Annotated in this window: 18 protein-coding genes, 1 tRNA gene and 1 pseudogene; 12 read left to right on the top strand and 8 right to left on the bottom strand. The window is 42.0% G+C overall.

What is annotated here, in order from left to right:
• A pseudogene (locus tag V3S16_RS04715) lies at nt 1–189 on the top strand (hypothetical protein); the annotation flags it as partial.
• 832 nt (nt 190–1,021) lie between these two features.
• Nucleotides 1,022–1,288, top strand: coding sequence for a ribbon-helix-helix domain-containing protein (locus V3S16_RS04710; RefSeq protein ID WP_413883522.1), 267 nt, complete (start codon nt 1,022–1,024; stop codon nt 1,286–1,288).
• A 29-nt stretch (nt 1,289–1,317) separates the two neighbouring features.
• Here the strand turns inward: V3S16_RS04710 and hemB are convergent, their stop codons facing one another.
• The 3 genes from hemB to V3S16_RS04695 all read right to left on the bottom strand — a co-directional run bounded on the left by hemB (nt 1,318) and on the right by V3S16_RS04695 (nt 5,808).
• Complete coding sequence (gene hemB / locus V3S16_RS04705) at nt 1,318–2,289, bottom strand: porphobilinogen synthase (protein ID WP_413883521.1); 972 nt, start codon at nt 2,287–2,289, stop codon at nt 1,318–1,320.
• Between the two features lie 254 nt (nt 2,290–2,543).
• Nucleotides 2,544–4,292, bottom strand: coding sequence for an AAA family ATPase (locus V3S16_RS04700; protein WP_413883520.1), 1,749 nt, complete (start codon nt 4,290–4,292; stop codon nt 2,544–2,546).
• Nucleotides 4,293–4,515: 223 nt separating this feature from the next.
• Entirely contained in the window at nt 4,516–5,808 is a 1,293-nt protein-coding gene (locus V3S16_RS04695; RefSeq protein WP_413883519.1) for a protein kinase domain-containing protein, read from the bottom strand.
• A gap of 255 nt (nt 5,809–6,063) precedes the next feature.
• Here V3S16_RS04695 and V3S16_RS04690 point away from each other — a divergent pair, with 255 nt between their 5' ends.
• The 5 genes from V3S16_RS04690 to V3S16_RS04670 all read left to right on the top strand — a co-directional run bounded on the left by V3S16_RS04690 (nt 6,064) and on the right by V3S16_RS04670 (nt 13,159).
• The gene (locus tag V3S16_RS04690; RefSeq protein WP_413883518.1) at nt 6,064–6,375 is read left to right on the top strand and encodes a hypothetical protein; all 312 of its coding nucleotides are present in this window, start codon (nt 6,064–6,066) and stop codon (nt 6,373–6,375) included.
• A gap of 540 nt (nt 6,376–6,915) precedes the next feature.
• Complete coding sequence (locus V3S16_RS04685; RefSeq protein ID WP_413883517.1) at nt 6,916–9,084, top strand: HDOD domain-containing protein; 2,169 nt, start codon at nt 6,916–6,918, stop codon at nt 9,082–9,084.
• A 15-nt stretch (nt 9,085–9,099) separates the two neighbouring features.
• Nucleotides 9,100–11,067 (top strand): response regulator, encoded by a 1,968-nt coding sequence (locus V3S16_RS04680; protein WP_413883516.1) that lies wholly within the window; start codon nt 9,100–9,102, stop codon nt 11,065–11,067.
• Nucleotides 11,068–11,841: 774 nt separating this feature from the next.
• Nucleotides 11,842–12,555 (top strand): hypothetical protein, encoded by a 714-nt coding sequence (locus V3S16_RS04675; protein WP_413883515.1) that lies wholly within the window; start codon nt 11,842–11,844, stop codon nt 12,553–12,555.
• Nucleotides 12,556–12,565: 10 nt separating this feature from the next.
• The gene (locus tag V3S16_RS04670) at nt 12,566–13,159 is read left to right on the top strand and encodes a hypothetical protein (RefSeq protein WP_413883514.1); all 594 of its coding nucleotides are present in this window, start codon (nt 12,566–12,568) and stop codon (nt 13,157–13,159) included.
• A 553-nt stretch (nt 13,160–13,712) separates the two neighbouring features.
• On the opposite strand, the gene V3S16_RS04665 is transcribed toward V3S16_RS04670, so the two are convergent.
• The 5 genes from V3S16_RS04665 to V3S16_RS04645 all read right to left on the bottom strand — a co-directional run bounded on the left by V3S16_RS04665 (nt 13,713) and on the right by V3S16_RS04645 (nt 17,785).
• Nucleotides 13,713–13,788 (bottom strand) — tRNA-Arg (locus V3S16_RS04665).
• Between the two features lie 134 nt (nt 13,789–13,922).
• Entirely contained in the window at nt 13,923–15,209 is a 1,287-nt protein-coding gene (locus V3S16_RS04660; RefSeq protein ID WP_413883513.1) for a bifunctional folylpolyglutamate synthase/dihydrofolate synthase, read from the bottom strand.
• A 62-nt stretch (nt 15,210–15,271) separates the two neighbouring features.
• Nucleotides 15,272–15,481 (bottom strand): 30S ribosomal protein S21, encoded by a 210-nt coding sequence (rpsU, locus tag V3S16_RS04655; protein ID WP_413883512.1) that lies wholly within the window; start codon nt 15,479–15,481, stop codon nt 15,272–15,274.
• A gap of 191 nt (nt 15,482–15,672) precedes the next feature.
• Nucleotides 15,673–16,347 carry an adenylate kinase gene (locus tag V3S16_RS04650; RefSeq protein WP_413883511.1) on the bottom strand — a complete coding sequence of 225 codons (675 nt, stop codon included), beginning with the start codon at nt 16,345–16,347 and terminating at the stop codon, nt 15,673–15,675.
• 46 nt (nt 16,348–16,393) lie between these two features.
• A complete protein-coding gene (locus tag V3S16_RS04645) occupies nt 16,394–17,785 on the bottom strand; it encodes an HD domain-containing protein (RefSeq protein WP_413883510.1) in 1,392 nt (463 codons plus the stop codon).
• A 375-nt stretch (nt 17,786–18,160) separates the two neighbouring features.
• Between V3S16_RS04645 and coaE the strand changes: the two genes are divergently transcribed.
• The 5 genes from coaE to prmC all read left to right on the top strand — a co-directional run bounded on the left by coaE (nt 18,161) and on the right by prmC (nt 22,480).
• A complete protein-coding gene (coaE, locus tag V3S16_RS04640) occupies nt 18,161–18,802 on the top strand; it encodes a dephospho-CoA kinase (RefSeq protein WP_413883509.1) in 642 nt (213 codons plus the stop codon).
• 234 nt (nt 18,803–19,036) lie between these two features.
• Nucleotides 19,037–20,284 carry a transcription termination factor Rho gene (gene rho, locus V3S16_RS04635; RefSeq protein ID WP_413883508.1) on the top strand — a complete coding sequence of 416 codons (1,248 nt, stop codon included), beginning with the start codon at nt 19,037–19,039 and terminating at the stop codon, nt 20,282–20,284.
• A gap of 17 nt (nt 20,285–20,301) precedes the next feature.
• Entirely contained in the window at nt 20,302–20,517 is a 216-nt protein-coding gene (gene rpmE / locus V3S16_RS04630; RefSeq protein WP_413883507.1) for a 50S ribosomal protein L31, read from the top strand.
• Between the two features lie 3 nt (nt 20,518–20,520).
• A complete protein-coding gene (prfA, locus tag V3S16_RS04625) occupies nt 20,521–21,591 on the top strand; it encodes a peptide chain release factor 1 (RefSeq protein WP_413883506.1) in 1,071 nt (356 codons plus the stop codon).
• Nucleotides 21,575–22,480, top strand: a complete 906-nt coding sequence (prmC, locus tag V3S16_RS04620; protein ID WP_413883505.1) for a peptide chain release factor N(5)-glutamine methyltransferase — start codon at nt 21,575–21,577, stop codon at nt 22,478–22,480. The genes prfA and prmC overlap by 17 nt, the downstream gene beginning before the upstream one ends.
• Nucleotides 22,481–22,546: the final 66 nt, after the last annotated feature.

Genomic DNA, 22,546 nt, shown 5'->3' with positions numbered 1-22,546 from the left:
GTTGATCCACTTTTGTGTCCTAAATGTTCTTCGGAAATGAGAGTAATTGCGTTTATAGAGGACCCGGATGTGATTAAAAAGATCTTGAAACACTTGGGTTTGTGGGATGTAAAGCGCAAGCCGCAGCCCGTTGCTAATGTTTACCCGCCTCTGGAGGGCCCCGCCCATCGATGTTTTTCCCGCATATGACCAGTCGCCGGCACCCACCGCCGACGATCCGCCTTCGCCGATGAAGCTAATGAAGCTTCGGCGGGACAAGCGATCTTACCGATCCTGACTACCCGGTCGACTTGTCCGGCGTAGTTCGAAGAACGAAGACGGAAGCCTATTTCTAGCAGCCAAGCACGTGGGCCTACAGGTTTGCTGTTTCAAAATTTCGGGCATTTCAGTATATTTGGTAAAAAATGCCTTCTTGACATAATGCCTAATATCGGTCATATCCATTTCAGTTGAGAGTGTCCGTATTTCGGTTGATGGGGGGAATATAGCCCCACTACATATTGGGATACACCCTGCGGCCCTACACAACTGTGAATTTTTCTTTATTTCGCTCTCGAAAGCGACTTCTTATCAAATCTCCTTTCATCAGCAATCAATTTTACTCCAGATCCAGTGCACAGAAACGGTGAATTCAAGTTGTAAGTGCACCACGAATAGCACTATTTGAATTCGAATTAACCCCTAAATAGAGCAGTGTGGAATCAGTCTTCGATAAAAAATAAAATTGACGAAATGGTATAACTGTTATACCAATAAATTATGCGGTTCAAATACGACCAAGAAAAAAGTGGAAAGCTGCGAAAGGACCCAAGGAGGAAAACTGGGTTTGAGGAAGTGAAAGAGATTTGGACGCATTATCATTATGTAGACTGTCGTTCTGATGATCCTGAACAGTTTCGCGCAATTGGGTGGGTAAAAGGCAAATTATATACCGTCATATATGAAGTTGGAGAAGATAAGGAAGGTGAGTATTATCACCTTGTAACCCTATGGAAATCGACAAAACAAGAGGAAAAGTTATATGAGCAAAACAGCTAAAAAAAAGAAACCAACTGCCGATGAGATTGCTGAAATGGCAATGAGCGGGAAAGACATTTCCAGATATTTTACCAATAAGGGTGGAATGAGGCCCCCGGTTAAACGAGTCAATGTTGACTTTACGCTTGACATGCTAAAAGAATTAGACGCCCTAGCAAAGGAGTTAAACATTAGTCGTCAAGCCGTGATCAAAACATATCTGCGTCAAGCTCTAGACCAGCATTATATAGCCCGACAAACTCAAGGATAACAAAATCAGCTTCATTTTCTTCCTGGGAACTAGTTAAGCTCTTTGGCGGCTTCTATTGCAAAGTAGGTCAAAATCAGGTCGGCCCCGGCCCGCTTGATTGCTGTGAGAGTCTCCATCATAACCTTCTTGCCGTCCAGCCAGCCCTTTTCTTCGGCTGCTTTTATCATGGAATATTCACCGCTGACGTTATAAGCCGCGATCGGAAGATCGGTCTCTTCCCGTATCCGGCAGATGATGTCGAGATAGGCAAGCGCGGGTTTCACCATGATGATATCGGCACCTTCCTCGATATCCATGGAAACTTCCCGAATGGCTTCCAAGGCATTTGCAGGGTCCATCTGGTACGTTCGGCGATCCCCGAACTTGGGGGCAGAGTCTGCTGCATCACGAAACGGACCGTAATATGCAGAACAATATTTGGCTGCATATGAAAGTATGGGGAGTTGACTAAAATCATTTTCGTCAAGGATATTGCGAATTTCAGCAACACGACCATCCATCATGTCAGAAGGGGCCACCATGTCGGCGCCTGCTGCGGCATGCGACAGGGCCGTTCTGGCAAGCAGGTCAAGGGAGGCGTCGTTGTCTATATTCTGGCCGTCGATAACACCGCAATGGCCGTGATCCGTATACTGGCATAAACAGACGTCGGTAATGACTGCCAGATCAGGGAGTTTTTCTTTTAAAGCTCTGGTTGCCTTTTGAACGATACCGTCTTTGGCATACGCCCGGGTTGCAAGAGGATCCTTTTTGTTAGGGATTCCGAAGAGAATAACAGCCGGAATACCAAGTTCAAATGCTTCTTTGGAGGTTTTAACGAGGTTGTCAACAGATAGCTGATATTGCCCGGGCATCGATTCGATGGGATTTTTAACTCCTTTGCCGCTGATAGCAAATAGCGGCAGGATCAAGTCATCAACCGAAAGTTTTGTTTCGCGAATCATACGCCGAAAGGCTTCATTTTGCCGCAAACGTCTGGGTCTGTAATCGGGGAAAAGCATAGCAACTCCTGTTTGTTTACTTAGTCCTGAAAAGCCTGGTTTTTCGGGCCAGGTCAGAGATATCCGGCTCTGCCTTAGAGTTTTGTGTCCAAAATCACAAATTCCAAGCACCCAAACACAAACAAGCTCCAAACTACAAGCACCAAATTCCAATGAAATTCTAAAGTTTGTTATTTTGAATTTCGGTTATTGTGATTTATTTGTAATTTGATGCTTGTTATTTGGAATTTAATTTGCTCCCTCAGAATCCGGTATTAAATCTGCGGAAGCTCATCTCGAATAAGATTGCTGATAAATGCCTCTGGCGACAAAAGTGCCTGTTTTGTGATAAAAAACCGATTCCTTCCGGTCTTTTCTCTTATTAGTTTAAGGCCGTGTTCAAAATCGGCTGTAAGCTGTTTGTAAAAATCTTTGAGCTTAGCATCTGAATTTTCAAACTGATCAATAATGAAATCGACGGCGTCTTCTTCCATAACAATATTGATATCGTGGTTTTTAAAAAAATAGAGCTCAATTTTTTTTATTTCATCATAATAAGATTTAACTTTATCAATGGCTTTTCCGACATCCATAATGTGTTTGGTATAGTATTCGGCCACGATATCAATGCGCGAAGGTGTCAGTGTCAGGCTGAACTTTTCAGTAAAGTTCTTTTTGTTTGAATTCAAATATTCTTTAATAAATTCTTTTTCAGCAAGGTACATCCTTTCCAAAGCTTGATCGTATGTGTCCAGACTTGGTGATGTCAGCATTGTTTCGAGTTCTTGGTCAGGGTTTTCAATGACAGCAGCCGTTACCGGGAGCTTTCTAATATCAGTTGACGGCAGTTTCTTTTCAAATTTAAGGAGCACATGTTCAACGGCGCTAACCAGGCCCCTGGCCCCTGTGTTTTCCTGACAGGCGTTTTTTGCTAAAAGGCGTAAGGCCCGGTCTTCAAATTTTATGTCGATACCATAAGCGGCGAAATCGAGTTTTTTGCCAAGAATGACCGGGTTGCTGGGGTTTTTAAGAATTTCGTAAAGATCATCTTCCGAAAGTTTTTCAAAAACAGCCCGCACAGGTAGACGGCCGATAAACTCGGATTCAAATCCAAACTCTATCAAATCTTCCGACTTGACATGTTTAAGAAATTTAATATGGTCTTGGGAATTTGTAATTTGAGCTCCAAAACCGATTTTTTGACTTGTAATCCTTTTTTGGACGATCTGGGCCAGATCTCCAAAGGCACCGCTCATAATAAACAGGATTTTACTGGTATTTACGGTACGCTTATCGCGCTTGCCTGTTTTGCGAAAGCGTTCGATTTCTTGAATCATTGAGATGGGGTCATGGGGAACTTTCAAATCGACTTCCGTCTCTTCCATGGGCTTAAGCAGAGCTCGCTGAACGCCGGATCGCGACACGTCAACCCCGATGATGTTGCGATTGGATGCAATTTTATCGATTTCATCGATGTAAATAATACCGTGTTGCGCCAGTTCGATATCGCCGTCTGTTTCCCGCACCAGATCTCTAACCAAATCTTCCACATCCCCGCCGACATAACCGGTTTCGCTGAATTTGGTTGCATCACCCTTGACAAATGGAACGCGGATTTTGTCAGCGATTAGTTTGATAAGGTATGTTTTGCCAATCCCGGTGGGACCGAACATAAGTATATTGTTTTTAATATGGCCCACCATGTCATTAACATCGTCAGGAGAGGATTCAGCAAGTTTTATCCTATTGAAATGTGTGCATATTTTTGTTGCCAGAATAGCTTTGGCGGCATCTTGTTTAACAATATACTGGTCCAGATAGGCGATCAGATCTTCGGGTTTTAAATCAAAACTGATTTTTTTCTTTTTGGGCGCAAGCTCTTCGGTTTTTTCCGTGGCTATCTCCTGCTGCATCACCAGGGGCGATACCATTTTAACACTGCCACCGAACTTTTTTGATATAAAATCGCCTATTTCTTTTTCAATCTCTTTGGGGTCGGGTATTTTTTCGTCGTGTTCTTTCATAATGCTAAACTATAATCACAGCTTGCCAAAAAAGCAACAGGGACATCAATGCTGGATGCTGGATACTAGATGCTGGATATTCGGGAATGCTCTAGTAGTGAAGTCCAAAAACATCCAGTATCCAGGAACCAGTATCCAGAATCAGCCAATACTGGCAATAGTTTTCGTTGTAGCGGCTTAGATCGAACACATGATTTTATGCAACTATAGGGTTTAGGAGGCATCAAAAAGACTTTTGGGACAATAATTCACTGGCGCGGCTCAGGCGCTGAATCAGGGTATGGGAAAAAACTTTATAAAAACGGAACTGAGTACTGGTGGACATCTGCTCTATAATAGATGCGTTTATCTTCATCAAAATGGTATTGCTAAGTGTCTCGATAGTGGCAGTCCGTTTGGCTTTGACCAGGTAGGCCATTTCGCCGAAGCAGTCACCCTGCTTCAATACCGCCAGCCGCTTTGCTTGTTTTGTGACCGCAACTTCGCCGGCAACAATAATATAGAAGCAGTTTTCTATATCCCCTTCAGTGATGATAATTTCAGCGCTATCGTATTTTAGCCATTGAGTGGTTTTGAGTACTTCAGCTAATTCACTGGAATTAAAATCCTTGAAAAAAGCTATTTTTTTAAGGGCATTGAGTTTTTCTTTAGAATTGATCTCCTCGTCCAAAAACTTCAAATTATCGAATGAGGCACTCAACTCCGACGCTAATTGCAGCCCGGTCTGGAAACGTTTGGTCAAATTTTTTGCTAAAGCTCGCATGACGATATGTTCCAGGGATTCAGGAATATCTTGCCGGTATTTTTCCAAAGGTTCGGGGTTTTCGTTGGCGATCTTAAATAATGTGGCGTATTCATTGTCAGCCTGGAAAGGTTTGGTGCCGGTCAGGAGTTCATACATTACTACTCCAAGTGAAAAAATGTCTGTCTGTGGTGTTAATGGCTCATTGCGGATCTGTTCCGGTGAAGTGTAATAAACCGAACCGGTAAAGCTCCCGGATTCGGGAAGGTCCGTAAATCCCTCTACTTGGGCGATGCCAAAATCGGTAATCTTGGCTTCGCCTGTAAGGGAAACCATGATATTACTCGGTTTGATGTCGCGATGGATGACTCCGTTTTGGTGGGCATAGTCAAGAGCCTTAGCGCTCTGAAAAATGTGTTTTATTGTATTATCCAGCGGCAATAAGGCCTCTATTGAGCAATATTCTTTCAAAGTGGTGCCCTCCACATATTCCATGATCAAGTAGCCCGTATCATGTTCCCACATGGCGTCGTATAACGACACGATATGAGGATGCGTCAATTTTCCGGCCGCCCGGGCTTCGTTGAAAAATAGTTGCTGATAGCGTTCAAGAATAGAAGAATCCTTGGTAGGGTTGGCTAATGTGATTTTTATGGCTACCTGGCGATCAATAAACGGATCATGCCCTAAGTAAACCACGCCCATGCCCCCGCGGCCCAGCTCTCGAGTTATCTTATACCTACCTATTTTATCGGGTATTTTTTGAGAAACCACGACATTACTCCCAGCTTCAAAAAGTCTTTTTTAGTTTCCATATTCTATTAAAGACTTTTTAAGTCGTAACGTCAAGGTACTTGTCTCGGAATGCTTACCATATGGCCGCACAACCCGGCGCGGCCGGGCTTTGATTACACGATTCCTGGTACCAATCTAAGAGGTAAATGTCGAAGAGGCGAGCGACACATCCAACTTGGTGTTTCACATGGCGAAGGAGTGCCGGCCATAGATATTTAGAAAATGGAGCAATAAATGAAAGCTAAAATTTTCTTTTTAGGATTCCTGATGGTTGTTTTGGTATCATTTTCTGCTTTTTCCTCATCCGAGAATACTTACAAATCGAAGTATTTAGGACAGGAAAAGAGAGAAATCAGAAGCTTGTCAGAATCAGATATTGAGGAATTGAAAAATGGGAAAGGATGGGGGTTAGCAAAAGCCGCAGAACTTAATGGCGTTCCAGGACCTGCCCATTTGTTAGAAATGAAAGAAGAAATAAGTCTTACTTCTGATCAAGTCCAGAAAATTGAACGTATTTATAAGGAAATGAAGAAACAAGCAATTTAACCAAAATGTAACTGCCTGTAAAACTTTTATAATTCCCTCCTTCTATTATGAGATTAATAAAAAAACCGTTGAAAAGTACAACGGTACCTAATAATATTAAATGGTGCTGAAAAAACTGATGATTTTAACCCGTTGAGGAGGAGGCTTACAGAATCAGAACTGCCCATAGTGAAAGCAACAGCAGGTGATGGATAAGATTTATGGAAATTGTAAGGGGCTAATTGGGGCTGATGATACTATTAACGTATCGTTCAAATATCGATCAAACCAGATAGTTGTTGTCGTTGCAAGATATCAACAGATCTTAGTTCACAATATAAAGTGTTTTGAACTGTTATTTTTTCGGAAAAAGCATCCTATCCCCTGCTTTGATTATTCCCTTAATTTTTCAAAAAATGAAAATATTGAAGTTATAGCCACCATGTGTTATTCAAATCCAAGTACTGAATGTCGCATGAATACTTCCAAAGAAAACCTGCTCTGTACCGGCTTAATAATGTGAACCGATATTTGAGTCTCAAATGATAAGGGTGGTACTTGATGGAAAAACGTCCTGTTCAATTCTTCGATAGAATAAAAACTTCAAAAAGCCTTCCCTCACTTCCTCAAATTCTATTAAAATTGATAGAGTTCTGTAATAGCGAAGAAAGCACAATCAAGGATATATCCCAAATAATCAATAAGGATACGTCTTTAAGCGCCAAAGTTATTAAGATGGCCAATTCTGCCTACTATGGAGTACCCAAAAGAGTAACCAATATTAATCAGTCCCTGGTAATTTTAGGGCAAAATGCCATAAAAAATATTGCCATTAGCGCTTCAGTTATTCAAGCTTTCAGCAAAGTAAAAGATAATTCTGTTTTTGATTTGAAGGTTTTCTGGAGGCACTCTCTGATGTGTGCCATATTGTCCAAACTAATTGCTAAAAAGATATCCTACGCTTCTCCTGACGAGGCATTTTTAACAGGGCTCCTTCACGATATGGGGAAATTAGTTTTATGGGTAAATTTTCCCAAAGAATATGCTGATATTCTCAATTCATCAAAAGGTCAGTGGGATCTAATCTTGGTTGGAGAAGCCCTTCATGGGGCCACACACTGTGAAGTTGGAGCTTGGCTGATCAACCGCTGGAAGCTTCAATCATTCATGGCAGATGCGGTTCTTTATCACCATGGATCAGCCGATAGGATTCAGGATGCTCTTCCTCTTGTTAAGATAATATATGTTGGGAATATCCTTTGTCCCAAAACAAACAAAGAAGACGAAGTCAAGTTTGGAATAGCCAAATATATTTTTGGATTTGAAACCTCTGAGGTAGAAGAAATCATCCTTCAAGCCGAAAAAGATGTAAGCGATGTTGCACAATCTTTAGATATAGATATTGGGACACCTGATGTTTCAGAAAAGACTGTTTCTGAAAAAGATCATGAAAGACAAGAAGATTTAATTCAGGAAGTAAAAGATATTACTTTGTTTCAGGGTACACTCCAGAATCTTTTAGAGGCTCACGATGAAGATTCTATACTGAAAGTTGTGCAGGAAGGGCTTCATATTCTGTTTGATGTTAAAAATGTTTTGTTTTTTCTGCATGCATCAGAAAGAAATATTCTGTTAGGTAAGGGCATGGCGCCTGCCAAAAATAATGATCCAATCAATGAAGTGACAATCCCCTTGCAAAATGGAAAAAGCCTTTTAGCGAAGTCCCTTCTCCAAAGAAAACCCCTTGATTCTTTCAGCGATTCAATAAAAGACAAACTTACAATTTTAGATGAGCAAATCATCCGCTTAGTTGAAAAAGACGGTATTCTTTGCCTTCCGATGATCGCACACAAACAATATGTTGGTGTAATAGTCTTGGGATTGGAAGAGGCGCGTGTATCCCATTTAACGGATAAGATAAAGCTTTTGATGATGTTTACTAAACAGGCGGCCTTGGCCCTTCAATCAAACTATTTGACCCAAAACCAGGCAAAATTAATTCAGTCTGAACGTCTGAGCGCCGCGTCAACCATAGCTCAAAAGATTGTTCACGAAGTGAATACCCCATTAAGTGTAACAAAAAATTATCTTGCCATTCTGAAGAGAAAATTGTCTGAAGATCAGCCCGTTGAAGAGGAAATCAGGATTATTAATGAGGAAATCGACCGAGTGGCTCTTATTATAAGTGAATTATCTGATTTTTCAGAACTTAAAATCCAACCAAACGATCCTTTGGATGTAAATGCCCTTTTGTCAAACCTGATAAGAATCTTTCAAGAATCCCTTATACTCAAGCCCAACATCAATACTCATTTGAAGTTAGACCCTTCACTTCCAGCGGTTATGACAGATAAAAACAGAATGATACAGGTCTTTAGCAACCTTATTAAAAATGCAGATGAGGCTATGTCGGGTAGAGGAAATCTTTGTATTGGCACCCGATATATTTCAAATTACATCGACGATAAAATAAACCAGGTTGCAGACAGTACACAGGGGCATGTGGAAATCATTATCGAAGATGATGGTCCGGGCATTCCTGATACCGTTAAAGCCCAACTCTTTGAACCTTATATTACCTCGAAAGGGGCCGGACATGCCGGTTTGGGGCTCTCCATTGTTTATAATGCAATCAAGGAATTAAAGGGGGCCATAACTTGTGAAAGTGACAATAAAAAAGGAACGAGTTTTAAAATAGTTTTACCAATAGCCCAACATCAAGAATCTTAAATTAAGGAGGTCAAGATGCCTAATAGTCCTAAAGTTCTCATAGTTGATGACGACTCCCGAATGTGCGAAAGCTTAAAGGCATTATTAAGCAATCAGGGCTATATATTGAAAACATGCAATAGTGGTAAAAAAGCAATAGAATATTTGAACAATTATGATTTTGATCTTGTTCTTCTCGACATTGTTATACCTGATATGAATGGCTACCAAATTATGGATTATATAACCAATCAAAGTCCTGATACCTTGGTCATTGTTATTACCGGACATGCTTCAATAAAATCAGCTATAAAATTTATAAAGAAAGGGGCCTACGACTACATCAAGAAACCATTTGAGCCGGAAGAATTGTTGGTTACAGTAAAAAATGGTCTTGATCACAAAAGATTAGAGAGTGAAAACGAAGTTATTAATGAAAAGCTGATACGGACAGAAGAATGTTACAGGTATCTGGTTAAAAATTCTCCTGACATTATTTATATGCTGGATGGTCAGGGTAACTTTAAATTTATAAGCAATACAGCTGAGCGGTTACTCGGTTTTCAAATTGAACAACTTATTGGTGAGCACTATACTACTCTCATCCATGACAATGATTTAGAAAAAGCTAAATGGTCATTTAATGAAAGGAGAACCGGCGATCGTGCTGCCTCCCAAATGGAATTGAGACTAAAAGTCTGTGGTGAAAGAGGTCAGTTTAAGGATTGTAAAGTCGGACACCTGACTATTGAATTGAAATCCAACGGCATATACGACGAGCCGATCAAAAAAGAGGATAAAAAATTCATTGGTACACATGGCGTTATAAGAGACATAAGTGGCCGGAAGCAGCTTGAATTCCAATTAAAACAAGCTCATAAAATGGAAGCGATAGGCACGCTCACCGGTGGAATCGCTCATGAATTTAACAACATCCTCAGCATCATTTTAGGTAATACGGAATTAGCACTGGATGATGTTCCTGAGTGGAATCCTGCTCATTTCAACCTTGAAGAGATTAAAACAGCAGGCCTGCGTGCCAAAAATGTTGTAAGGCAGCTTCTCAGTTTCATCCGAAAAACCGACATAAAGCGACAACCTATAAGTATAATCTCCGTCATCAAAGACGCTCTCAAGTTTTTGCGATCCACGATAACTGCTAATATTGATATTCGCCAAAACATTCAAGATACAGCGGATACCGTTTTTGCTGATCCTACTCAAATCAATCAGATAATGATCAATTTATGCACTAACGCTTCTCACGCCATGGAAGAAACCGGGGGGATGCTGGATATCGGAATACAAAATATTTTCTTGGATGAAAATTCAACTGCTCTTATTGACCCTGAATTAACCCAGGGCAACTATGTTAAAGTGACTGTAAGCGATACCGGTCATGGCATAGCCCCGGAAACCATAGAACGGATATTTGATCCCTATTTTACAACAAAAGAAGTTGGAAAAGGTTCCGGTTTGGGGCTGTCAGTGGTGCACGGTATTGTCAAAATCCATAGAGGTGCAATTACGGTTGACAGCGAACTCGGCAAAGGAACAACCTTTAACATCTTTTTCCCCGTAACTGAAGAAGAAGTGGTGACAGAATCTAAAATTATTGAGGAGCTTCCTACTGGTAATGAAAATATACTCTTTGTTGATGATGAAGAATCAATTGTGTTCATTGTGCGACAGATGCTGGAGCGGTTGGGATATCAGGTTGAAGTAAAAATGAATCCTGTCGAAGCTCTGGAATTATTTCGTTCCAATCCAGACCAATTCGATTTGGTAATTACAGACATGGCGATGCCGCAGATGGACGGCGACAAGCTGGTGAAAGAAATTTTAAACATCCGTTCTGAAATGCCGATAATCCTCTGTACCGGATTTAGTGAAAAAGTTACAGAGGAAAACGCAAAAGAACTTGGTATCAAAGCTTTTACCATGAAACCCCTGGTTATACGCGATCTTGCAGTGGTGGTTCGAAAGGTGCTGGACGAGGAATAAAACAAGTAATAAGTTTTGACTTACATTAATCTGAATTTTTGCGTCACCCCTGACTTAGATGGCTACAAAACACTATCAAGCATTTGAAATAATAACATAATCAAAACATATCAAAACTGGATGGATTGTCAGAGTGAATCCAATTACTGCCTTCCATCATGCATCCGAGCCACCCCCTAAAGGGTGTTGATTCGGGCACCAAATCTTCACCCGCACTAAAGACCCAAACCCGGTTTCCAGTAATTGGAAGTCGGGTTTTTTAATGGGATGAGATATTTCTTTTTACCCTGATTTACATTAGGCTTGTTGGGTATAGTGCTGGGAGTGGATCTTTTTGCAATGAAAAAGGGCTTAGCAAAATTTGATAAGCCCTTGATATTATTATGGTGGGAGTCGAACGAGCGGCCATGCGGCAAGTGTAACCACTTTAAAGTTCTTTTGGATGTCTCAATATGCCAGAAGTACCTCACGGCAGTCACACAGGACCTGAAAGCGGTGTATCATATTGCCGAAGGGTCGTGCCGGCCAGAACAGTCCGACCCCTGATCGACCCCAGGGTCGCCTGACATAGCGCCTCGTGGGTAGCTACAGGACGGTCCTGGGTCCTCTGCAAAATACGATTATCCTTGACATTTTGATAATTTCTTACAATTATTAAACTCCTCACCTTCAGAAAATGATGAAAAGGGCCGATATGAGTCAGTATAAAATCATTAAAATTCTGAAACACCCGTATATCAATAATTATGTCAAATTTTAATAGTCGGAAGGTTCGTGACCATGATTGAGTTTTCACCTGTCAAATTTCTGGCGGTTATTTTCACGCCAGACTTTTCAATTGGTGACAGCTTTCATCTCATCAATCTCTTTAAAAAATTATCAGGAAATAAATTTGATGGCGAATTGTTCAGTACGCCTATTCCCCAAGATGCCCCGGCGGAAATCCCTCGGTTTATTTTAAACTCCCAGCTTGACAGCTGGAAACTTGAAGTGACCCTGGAAAGAACAAACCTGATTTTTCAAAACCCTGCCTTTTCTTCGATTACCGATCCTGATGCTCTAAATTTTGGAAATTTTGCTAGGGAGCTGTTTAGGGAGTATAAAAAAGCATCTAAAATCAGGATTCAGAGATTGGCACTCATAATAGATCGAGTCGCAAAGATTGAAGATGAAACAGTTCCGCAATTTATTGCGAATACATACTGCAAAGATAATTATTTAGAGAAGCCATTTAACAATACAAGTGCATTTGAACTGCACTCTTTGAAAAAATATGAGTTTAAAAAATTCAACCTAAATTCATGGGTAAGAATAAAATCAACCCAGTTATATAAAACGCACGACCCGGTACTGCTTATGATTAACGACATAAACACGTTTGCGTACCTGGAGGCCCCCGACGAAAATTTTAGATTGACAGATATTGATCGATTCTTTAAGAACATTCCAAACCACATAGAGGAAATATTATCATTATATTTCAAATAAAGGTGATTTAATGGGACTGGTGGCCATAGATACTTCGAGCGGTTTTTTTGGTGATATTGATCCAACTGACTCAGCAGAAACCTACCAACCCAAGTGGAGTCCTAAAATTCCCCAGGAAGGATTTCAGATGTTGAGTTCAAACACTGGTGTCGTACAAAGAGCAGTCTTAATCTCCAACGTTTGGAGATATTGCCAGATAGATCCAAAAGAGTGTGATGTATGGGCTAATGTCATTTTGAAAGATACTTATGAAACAGTTTATTTGACAGAAAATGAAAGCGACATAATTACATCAGGCAACGTGGTAGTATTAGAGGGCGAAGGCCATTTGGTTGTCTCTCCTGAAAATACTTATTTAAATGCTATTTATCATTTGCCGAATGTTAAGGCTGTTGTTTTAGAATCAACTTACGATGTTAAATGTTTTATAACTATTCTAGACAAAAGGAACCTTGAAACAAGAGAAAAAATCTATGATGTAGAAATGAGGATGTTTGACCAGTATCCAGATGAACAGTTCGATTTTTCGATTTATTGTATTGATAAGAAAAAAGAGATTGACCTGGTGTTAAAAAATAAAGAAATTTTATATTATAAGGATTAAATTGGTGCCGGGCAAAACGAAACACTTAGATATTATTAACGATAATTTTGAAGCTTTATGTCATTTATCCTCCCCAGATCCTTCCGATCACACTAATTGGAGTACTACAATAATTTTTTATATGGCGCTTCATTATATTCATGCATATCTGTCTAAAAAAAATGAACATCCAACCAGTCATAAAGTTCTTGAAAAAATAAAATTTTACCCAAAGTTAAAGCCTCTATATCAAAAATATCGACATTTAAAAGACGACTCAGAAGATGCCAGGTATCGTGGGAAAAAGCTATCAGTTTACGATATGAGAAGGGGTGTCCTAAAGTGGTTCAGTGATATACAGGACGAAATATGCAGTATTCTGAATATACCCCAGGGGAATAAATGCAACATCTATGATTATTTCACTTGAATTAGCAATTAGGAAAAGTAATTGAGCCAGCGCTGTATTTTAGTGCTGGTTTTTTATTCTTGATTTGTTGGGTATAGCGTTGGGTATTACTTTTATGGAAATAAAAAGAGGGTTAGTCAATACGACTAACCCTTTGTTATTATTTGGTACGCCCGGCTGGGTTCGAACCAGCGGCTTTCAGCTCCGGAGGCTGACGCTCTATCCACTGAGCTACGGGCGCGAAGCGATATTTCTAACGGAAAGCAGTATATTATAAGTGGTAGTAAGTCAAGCTTGATGGCGTCGTAAAAAGTCAAATTCATAATTAGCTAGTGCCCATCCATAAATAAATTTGAGCACTATGTAGTTTCCAATTCATAAATGAGGGATTTTTTCGAGTGTTTCTTTAGCTTCCCCGACTACGTAAAGGGAGCCGGCGATGCAGACGACATCATGGGGTGATGCGGTTTCGACGGCATGCTGGACGGCGCTGTTGACACGGGGGATAATTGTTATGTCGGAAAGTATCTGCCGAGCAACCTTATGCAGGGCTTTCGGGGGTAGCGCCCGATCTATCTGGGGGGCGGTTATGATGGCCCTGCTGCACAACGGAAGCAAACTTTTAAGCATGGCGGCATACGGCTTGTCATCCAGAATGCCGATCACCAGGGTGATGTTGCGGTCAGAAAGATTTTCATACAAATACTTCGCCAGGTTTCGAGCGGCAATAAGATTGTGGGCGCCATCAAGAATTACAAGGGGAGTCCTGGAGACAATTTCCAGCCTGCCCGGCCATCTGTTTTGCATCAGGCCTTGTTTGATTTTTGCCAGGGGAAGATTCGTACGGATTGTGTTCAGCACCTCACATGCGGCTAAAACGATGGCTGCGTTATCGATCTGGTGGCGGCCGATTAATCCTGTCTGCATGTTTCGCCATACATTTTCGATACCATAATAATTAAATGTCTGGTTTTGGTTCCTGCGAACGCGAAATGTTTCTCCAAAACGATAAAATCGGGAAGACTGCGATTGGGCAATAGTTTTTAACACAGAAATGGCGTTTTTCTGTTTAACGCCGGTTACCACCGGCGCATTTTTTTTGATAATACCTCCCTTTTCACCGGCGATCTGGGCTATGGTATTTCCCAGATACTCTTTATGTTCTATGGAGATATTGGTTATGATGGAAAGGGCGGGTTTGATGATATTGGTAGCATCCAGCCGGCCACCCATGCCGGTCTCTATAACGGCCCAATCGACTTTTTGCCGGCCGAATTCATAAAACGCCATTGCGGTTGCAAATTCAAAAAAGGTCGGTTCGCGTTCGCCGTAATGAACGCTTTTTACGGCTTCATAGCATGCTACAACATTTTCATCGGAAATCGGACGGCCATTTATACAGATCCTTTCATTAAATTTTACAAGGTGCGGGGAGGTATAAAGTCCGACTTTGTAACCGGATAGATGGAGGATCGCAGCCAGAGCGGAAGCGATAGATCCTTTTCCGTTGGTTCCGGCTACATGGATGAATGCCATTCGATCACGGGGGCTTCCAAGGCCGTTAAGGATTCTTCGGATGGTGGAAAGTCCCAGCTTTATACCGAACCGTCTCAGACCATACATGGTCTTAAGGCAATTGGTGTAAGAATCTGTCAGACTCATTTTCACAGAAAAACCCGGCGGAATTGAAGAGCTCGCCGGGTTTGATTCTTTAAGGTTTGATTTTATTTTCTTCTATATCTGTTTCTTGAAGCTGCAATTCTCTGCCTTCTCAAGGATTCACGTTGTTTGCGGCGTTTGTGCTCACTTGGTTTTTCATAGGCCTTTTTCAACTTTAGGCGTTTAAAAAGGCCGTCATTTTGAATCTTTTTTTTCAAAATGCGCATAGCCTTTTCAAGGTCGTTGTCATAGACCTTGACCTGAATGTCTTTCAAATTACTCAGCTCCTTTCGTTCCATCAACGGTCAATATTTATGATGGTTATTTTTATTCATCAACAATAAATCCAATCAAATACCTTAAATTGGAGTGGTTGGCAAGCAAAAAAGTATATTCATAAAAAATACTACAACCCGCCTGAGGCGGACAAGCGCAGTAGATGGGACTTTTTACGACGCCATCAGGTTTAAAGCTTTGAAACAAGCTCAGCAGTAACATCTTTAACACCGGGGCTTCCGTCTAATATAATGTATTTAATGGAGCCTTCTTTTGCGGCCAGGTCTTTGAAATAGTAGGATGATGCCAAAGTGCCGGTATCAGTATCATAATAAATACTATGGCGCTTGTCGATGGCGGTTTCATCCTGGTCATCGTCACGGGTTTTTAAATCGCCTCCGCAAACGCGGCACTGGTCACCGTCGGGTTTAATGGCATCAATATAGATATTATTGGGATGGTTATTGTCATTGACACAAAGTCTGCGACCCATGATTCTGTTTTTGGCTATTTCGCGGTCAAGAATAATTTCTACAACAATATCGAGGGCCATATTGGCTTCCTTCAGGGATTCATTCAGCTTTATCGCCTGGTGCTTGTTTCTCGGAAACCCGTCAAGAAGCCAGCTGCTTTTACAGTCATCCTGTTGCAGGCGATCGAGTATCATGGGGATCGTAATTTCATCGGGTACCAGATCGCCCCGGTCGATATATTCTTTGGCCTTTTGGCCTAATTCAGTCCCTTTTGAAATGTTTTCGCGAAAGATAGCGCCGGATTCTATGTGGGGAGTGTTGTATTTGTCTTTTAAAATGGCTCCCTGGGTACCTTTCCCGCTGCCGTTCGGCCCAAAAAACAAAATGTTCATAAAATTCTCCCTTCTTTAATTGATGATCTCTTAAAAAGTCACGAATTCAGGTTTGATATTTTTTCTGCTGCTTGAAAAAATCTTTGACCAGCTTTAAAGCTTCCGGTTTGCTCCCAATTGTATTTGACAGCCTGGCTTCTTCTACCAGGTTAAGAATGTTTTTAAAAAAAGGGGAAGGAGTCAGCCCGAACTCTTCAATAAGGTCATGGCCTGTTATCAGTGGCGGAGTTTTGCTTTTGGGGCTGAATTCTGCAAAATATTGATCGATCATGCCTTTTACAAAGGTGATGAACGCTTTATTTTCTGCATTTACTTTATCTTGTTTTCCCTTAGTATCGGCTATGGTATGCAACAGCAGGTAAGAGGTGTTGTCTTTGCATTTCATAAAAAAGCGGGTTAAACCTTTGAGAGTTAATGTTTTGTTCCGCTGAGCAGAGAAAAGAGACAGCGGCCGGATATGGTTACGAATGATAAAATCGATGAAATTTCTTTCTCTGGTTGCAAACTTGAACCTTTTGCTGATGGATTTCGCCATGTCGGCACCTTTGCGGGCATGCCCGTAGAAACGGGCATGCCCGCTGTTGTCTGAGCTTTTGGCCGCAGGTTTGCCGATGTCGTGCAGCAGGATTGCACATTTGAGGAGTATTGCTTTTTGACTGTCAATACCTGCTATGCCCCGCTGTAAACTAGCGGGCAAAAAATTGTCCGGATTGCTGAGCATCTCTTCAAGGTGGCCGTAAGCTTTGATTGAATGCTCAAAGACATCATAGCAATGATGTCTGTTTTGAAAACATCCCTTAAGTTTGCCGAGTTCAGGGAAAATGGAGGTCAGAAGCCCGATCTCGGCCATTTGAGAAAGATAATAATGCGATTTACGGGTTTCAAACATTTTGAAAAGCTCCAGGCGGATTCGTTCTCCGGCCGATTCCTGAATTATCGTCGCTTCCCTGGCAATGGCCGAACCGGTCCGGGGTTCGATATCAAAACCCAGACAGGCACCCATCCGAAAAGCTCTTAACAGGCGGATCGGGTCTTTTTTAAAAACTTGCTTTGAAACCATTTTAACTTTTTTTTCCTTAAGATCCTGAAGACCGCCTAAAACGTCGATTATTTCTCCTGTGGACAGGTCATAAGCCATAGCGTTGATGGTGAAGTCCCTCTGGTTGAGGTCGTCTTCAATCGTGGTGCCGTTGACAGGGGATATATCAAAGATATTATTTTCGGTAACCACTCGGAGGATCATCTTCCCGGGTTTCCCCATTTCAACAAGATGGCCGTTGGTCTTGAGGGCCATCTGGTTTGCAAATTGTTGCGGGCTGCCCAAAACAGCAATGTCATAATCAGCGGGAGTTTTGCCAAGAAGAAGGTCTCTGATCGAACCGCCAACGATGTAGGCCCCTTTGGTTTTAGGAAAAATATTTGAGTCGAATTGAATCATCGGTTATAATATTGTATTGTTACTTGTTAACTTGACGTTACAAGACAGCATGCTTAATATCAATATTTTTAAGTTAAAGTAACGTTTAGAGGTTCAGAGTTCAGAGGTTCAGAGGTTCAGAGTTCAGAGGTTCAGGGTTCAGAGGTTCGGGGTTTGTTAGTAAAGGTTGATAAATTTGTAAAAAGTGAAACGTGAAATGTAAAACGACTACATTTAGTACATTAAGAGGCAATATTACACAACATATAAACTTTTCACGTTTAACTTTTCACGGAACTATCAAGGTTGATGATCTAGTAAAAAGTCACGAATTCAACAAAGAAAAAGCAACTCTGAACCTTTGAACCCCGAACCTCTGAACGCTTATAAAAAGATATGGGCGTATTAAAGTCAGATACTCTAAAAATAGCCGTTACAGGGGGTGCCGGGTCCGGCAAAACTTCTGTTTGCAGCCGGTTAAAAGAATGGGGTTTAAATGTAATCAGTTCCGATACCTTGGCGCGGGAGGCCGTAGCTCCCGGAACGGATGCCTTTAAAAACATCATTAACTATTTTGGTAAGAAAGTGTTGTTGCCGGACGGGGCTTTGAATCGCTCTAAGCTGCGCCGGATTATTACAAGCAATGATGTTGCCCGGTCGGCGCTGGAACGTTTCGTTCATCCGGAGATAACGAAACTCGTGCAACTTAAGATAGCGCAAGCCGAGCAAGACGGTGAGCGCTTTGTGCTGGTAGAGGTTCCCCTTCTTTTTGAACTCGGCATTCAAGACCGTTTTGATGTGGTCGTCCTGATCAGTGCAAAACGCGAACTACGGATTCACAGGCTCATGCAGCGCGACAACATTTCCAAAAAGGAGGCCAAAGACCTTTTAGATGTTCAGATGACGGATGATGAAAAAATGCAAAAAGCTGATTTTATAATAAAAAATGACGATAATATTAAAAAGCTGATGAAGTCGGCTGATCTTTTCTACAAAAAAATATATCAAAAACACGCAAAAAGTGGTGAAAGCGCTTGACAGGCATAAAATCATGATATAAATGAAAGAATTGAATTATAGGATAGGAACACGCCTTTAGGCTCCCACCTATCGGAGAATACCAACAACCTTCAAGCTAAATTCATATAACACGCATAAACTCCAGTTGCAGCCACCAAGGATCCGGTTCGTTATATTGAAAACCAGCAGATGCAAATTTTATCCGACAAAGAATGGAAAATCATAAGATAAATCGTTAGGGAGCAAATTGTAATGAATATTGTTGAACTTAAAGACAAGAAAATCAAAGAATTGACCATTTTGGCAAAAGAATTCAATATCGACGGCGCCGCCGGAATGAGAAAGCAGGAGCTCATTTTTGCTATACTTCAGGCGGAGATCGAAAAGACCGGCCTGATATTCGGGGAAGGAACTCTGGAAATTCTGCCGGACGGATTTGGATTCCTGCGGGCACCGAATTACAATTACCTGCCGGGTCCGGACGATATCTATGTTTCGCCTTCTCAGATTCGCCGTTTCAACTTAAGGACAGGTGATACTGTATCCGGGCAGATACGCCAGCCCAAGGAGACGGAACGATATTTTGCCCTCTTAAAGGTCGAAGCCGTAAACTATGAAGATCCGGAAGTGGCCAGGGAAAAAATTCTTTTTGATAACCTGACACCGCTATATCCTGATCGGAAAGTATCACTTGAAACAGAATCCGATAACTATTCCATGAGAATCATGGATCTTTTGAACCCCATTGGATTCGGACAAAGGGGACTGATAGTTTCACCGCCCCGGTCCGGGAAAACAATGCTGCTGCAGGCGATCGCCAACAGCCTCAGTGCCAATCATAAAGATATTGTCCTGTTTGTGCTTCTGATTGATGAGCGGCCCGAAGAGGTAACAGATATGGAGCGGTCTGTCGACGGGGAAGTAATAAGTTCCACTTTCGACGAACCTGCAGAAAGGCATGTTCAGGTTGCCGAAATGGTTATTGAGAAGGCCAAGCGACTAGTGGAACACAAAAAAGATGTCGTTATTCTGCTGGATAGTATTACCAGACTGGCGCGGGCATACAATTCGGTTATGCCTCCTAGTGGAAAGATTCTGTCCGGGGGGGTTGATTCAAATGCGCTTCAGCGCCCCAAACGATTTTTTGGGGCGGCACGCAATATTGAGGAGGGCGGAAGCCTTACCATTATTGCAACGGCCCTTGTAGATACGGGAAGCCGGATGGATGAAGTTATTTTTGAGGAATTCAAAGGCACCGGTAATATGGAGCTGCAATTGGATCGAAGACTTGCCGATAAGCGGGTGTTCCCTGCAATTGATATCAAAAAATCCGGTACCCGCAAAGAAGAGCTTTTGCTGGAAGAGGATACGCTGACGCGCGTCTGGATCTTAAGAAAACTGCTTTCTGCGTTAAACCCTGTTGACAGTTTGGAATTTATGCTTGATAAAATGGGCGGAACCAAAGATAATAAAGACTTTTTAAATTCCATGAATGCCTAATAGGAGGTTAATACTATATGAAACCGGACATTCACCCTGAGTATGTGGAGACAACCATCAAATGCGCATGTGGCAATGTATTGGAGGCCGGCTCGACAAAAGCTGACATTCGAGTGGAAATTTGTTCAAAATGCCATCCATTTTTTACCGGCAAGCAAAAGCTTGTTGACACAGCCGGCCGCATTGAGCGTTTCCGCAGGAAATATGAAAAATTCCAGAACCAAAACAAATAACGCATGCATAAGCAATTAAAAGGCATTGAAAATCGCTTTTTAGAACTTGAAAAGCTTTTGAGTGATCCCAGTATTTTGCAGGATCGAAAGAAGTACCAGCAATATAGCCGTGAGCATTCAGACCTCAGTAAGGTTGTAGCGGTTCTAAGAAAGTACGAGCAAACTCTGCAAGAGCTTGATGACAGCAGGGAACTTTTAAAAGACTCTGACCCTGATATTAAAGCGATGGCGCGGGCTGAGTTAGGCACTCTAAGGTCCCGAAAAAACAGCCTTGAATACGATCTTACGAAACTGCTGCTGCCAAAGGACCCCAATGACAATAAGAATGTTATCGTTGAAATACGGGCAGGTACCGGCGGAGAAGAAGCCGGTCTGTTTGTTGGTGATCTTTTCAGGATGTACAGCAGGTATGCTGAGAAAAAGAGCTGGAAAATTGAAGTCCTGACCCATCATCCAACCGGTGTCGGTGGTCTAAAAGAGATTATCGCTATGGTTTACGGCAAGGGGGCGTACAGCTGTTTCAAATATGAAAGCGGAACCCATCGTGTCCAGCGCGTTCCGGCGACCGAAGCTCAGGGACGGATACATACCTCTGTAGTTACTGTTGCAGTTCTGCCTGAAGCCGAAGATGTCGAACTTAAAATCGATCCTAATGAGATTAAAGTCGATGTGTTTCGTGCAACCGGTCCGGGCGGCCAGAGCGTAAATACAACCGATTCAGCGGTACGATTGACCCATCTTCCGACCGGCATAGTGGTAACCTGCCAGGATGAAAAATCCCAATTGAAAAACAGGAACAAGGGGATGAAAGTTCTGCGTGCTCGCATTCTTGATCGTATGATCAAAGAGCAGGACCAAAAAAGATCCGAAGAGCGCAAAAGTCAAATAGGAGATGGAGACAGAAGCGGAAGAATCAGGACCTACAATTTTCCTCAGGGCAGGGTTACCGACCACCGCATCGGCCTTACGCTTTACAAGCTGGAATCTATACTGCAGGGTGAAATTGACGAAGTAATTGAAAAGCTTGCCACCCACTACCAGGCCCAGGCATTACAAAATGGAGCATCATTCTAAGTCCGGGGCTACCACATGGAACATCGTAAAGCTCCTCAAGTGGACAACTTCCTATTTTAAGCTCCATGGCATCGACAGCCCCAGGGCTGCTGCCGAAATACTTCTCGCCCACATTTTAAAATTAAAACGGATAGATCTGTATTTGCGGTATGACCAACCGCTTTGCAGCGACGAACTCACGCGCTTCAAAGCGCTGATAAAAAGGAGAGCCAAGCGGGAGCCGGTTGCCTATATTGTGGGTGTCAAAGAGTTCTGGTCCATGGATTTTGTCGTGACCAGAGATGTACTGATTCCGCGACCTGAAACTGAATGTCTGGTCGAGGCGGCCATATCTGTTTTACCCCAGGATTCAAATCAAAACGCACAAGACAAGCCCAGGCGGATATTAGAGTTGGGGACCGGGTCGGGAGCCATAATTCTGGCGCTTGCATCCCAGCGCACAGAACATCTTTTTTTTGCTTCCGATCGTTCACTTCAAGCGGTTGCGCTGGCCAAAGAGAATGCCGGGCGTCATGGGCTGGATAAAGCTGTTGATTTCTTTTGCGGTGACTGGCTGGCGCCTATTAGCAATGACAGACATCGATTTGATATGATTATATCGAATCCCCCTTACATCCGAACCCGGGATATCGGCCGCCTTCAGCCTGAAATTTACAAATATGAACCGATCGCAGCCCTTGACGGTGACCAAGACGGTCTTTGGTGTTTAAGGCTTATTATTGATGTCGCATACCTTTTTCTGAACCCTGGCGGCAGTTTGATACTGGAGATCGGCCATGATCAGAAAACCGAGGTTAAAAAAATTATTGACAGATGCGGGCACTATGCAAAAGTCGTTTTTAAGAAAGATTACAGCGGATGGGATCGTGTCGTCCAGATGCAAAAATAAAAATATGTTGCGAATGAACATTTATTTTGTTAACTAAATCAGGTTAAATCAATTCTCACGCTTTTG

The sequence above is a fragment of the Candidatus Desulfatibia sp. genome, assembly GCF_036446775.1.
GTDB lineage: Bacteria > Desulfobacterota > Desulfobacteria > Desulfobacterales > UBA11574 > Desulfatibia_A.
The sequence above is the reverse complement of the archived record's forward strand: the minus strand, read 5'-3'. Positions and strand labels throughout refer to the sequence as shown.

Bases quoted from the DNA above. Each gene is read 5' to 3' on its own strand.
- hemB (WP_413883521.1), bottom strand. From the start codon at position 2,289: ATGCTTTTCCCCGATTACAGACCCAGACGTTTGCGGCAAAATGAAGCC.
- rpmE (WP_413883507.1), top strand. From the start codon at position 20,302: ATGAAACCGGACATTCACCCTGAGTATGTGGAGACAACCATCAAATGC.
- V3S16_RS04710 (WP_413883522.1), top strand. From the start codon at position 1,022: ATGAGCAAAACAGCTAAAAAAAAGAAACCAACTGCCGATGAGATTGCT.
- V3S16_RS04650 (WP_413883511.1), bottom strand. From the start codon at position 16,347: ATGAACATTTTGTTTTTTGGGCCGAACGGCAGCGGGAAAGGTACCCAG.
- coaE (WP_413883509.1), top strand. From the start codon at position 18,161: ATGGGCGTATTAAAGTCAGATACTCTAAAAATAGCCGTTACAGGGGGT.
- V3S16_RS04680 (WP_413883516.1), top strand. From the start codon at position 9,100: ATGCCTAATAGTCCTAAAGTTCTCATAGTTGATGACGACTCCCGAATG.
- prmC (WP_413883505.1), top strand. From the start codon at position 21,575: ATGGAGCATCATTCTAAGTCCGGGGCTACCACATGGAACATCGTAAAG.
- V3S16_RS04645 (WP_413883510.1), bottom strand. From the start codon at position 17,785: ATGATTCAATTCGACTCAAATATTTTTCCTAAAACCAAAGGGGCCTAC.
- V3S16_RS04700 (WP_413883520.1), bottom strand. From the start codon at position 4,292: ATGAAAGAACACGACGAAAAAATACCCGACCCCAAAGAGATTGAAAAA.
- V3S16_RS04685 (WP_413883517.1), top strand. From the start codon at position 6,916: ATGGAAAAACGTCCTGTTCAATTCTTCGATAGAATAAAAACTTCAAAA.
- V3S16_RS04690 (WP_413883518.1), top strand. From the start codon at position 6,064: ATGAAAGCTAAAATTTTCTTTTTAGGATTCCTGATGGTTGTTTTGGTA.
- V3S16_RS04660 (WP_413883513.1), bottom strand. From the start codon at position 15,209: ATGAGTCTGACAGATTCTTACACCAATTGCCTTAAGACCATGTATGGT.
- rho (WP_413883508.1), top strand. From the start codon at position 19,037: ATGAATATTGTTGAACTTAAAGACAAGAAAATCAAAGAATTGACCATT.
- prfA (WP_413883506.1), top strand. From the start codon at position 20,521: ATGCATAAGCAATTAAAAGGCATTGAAAATCGCTTTTTAGAACTTGAA.
- V3S16_RS04670 (WP_413883514.1), top strand. From the start codon at position 12,566: ATGGGACTGGTGGCCATAGATACTTCGAGCGGTTTTTTTGGTGATATT.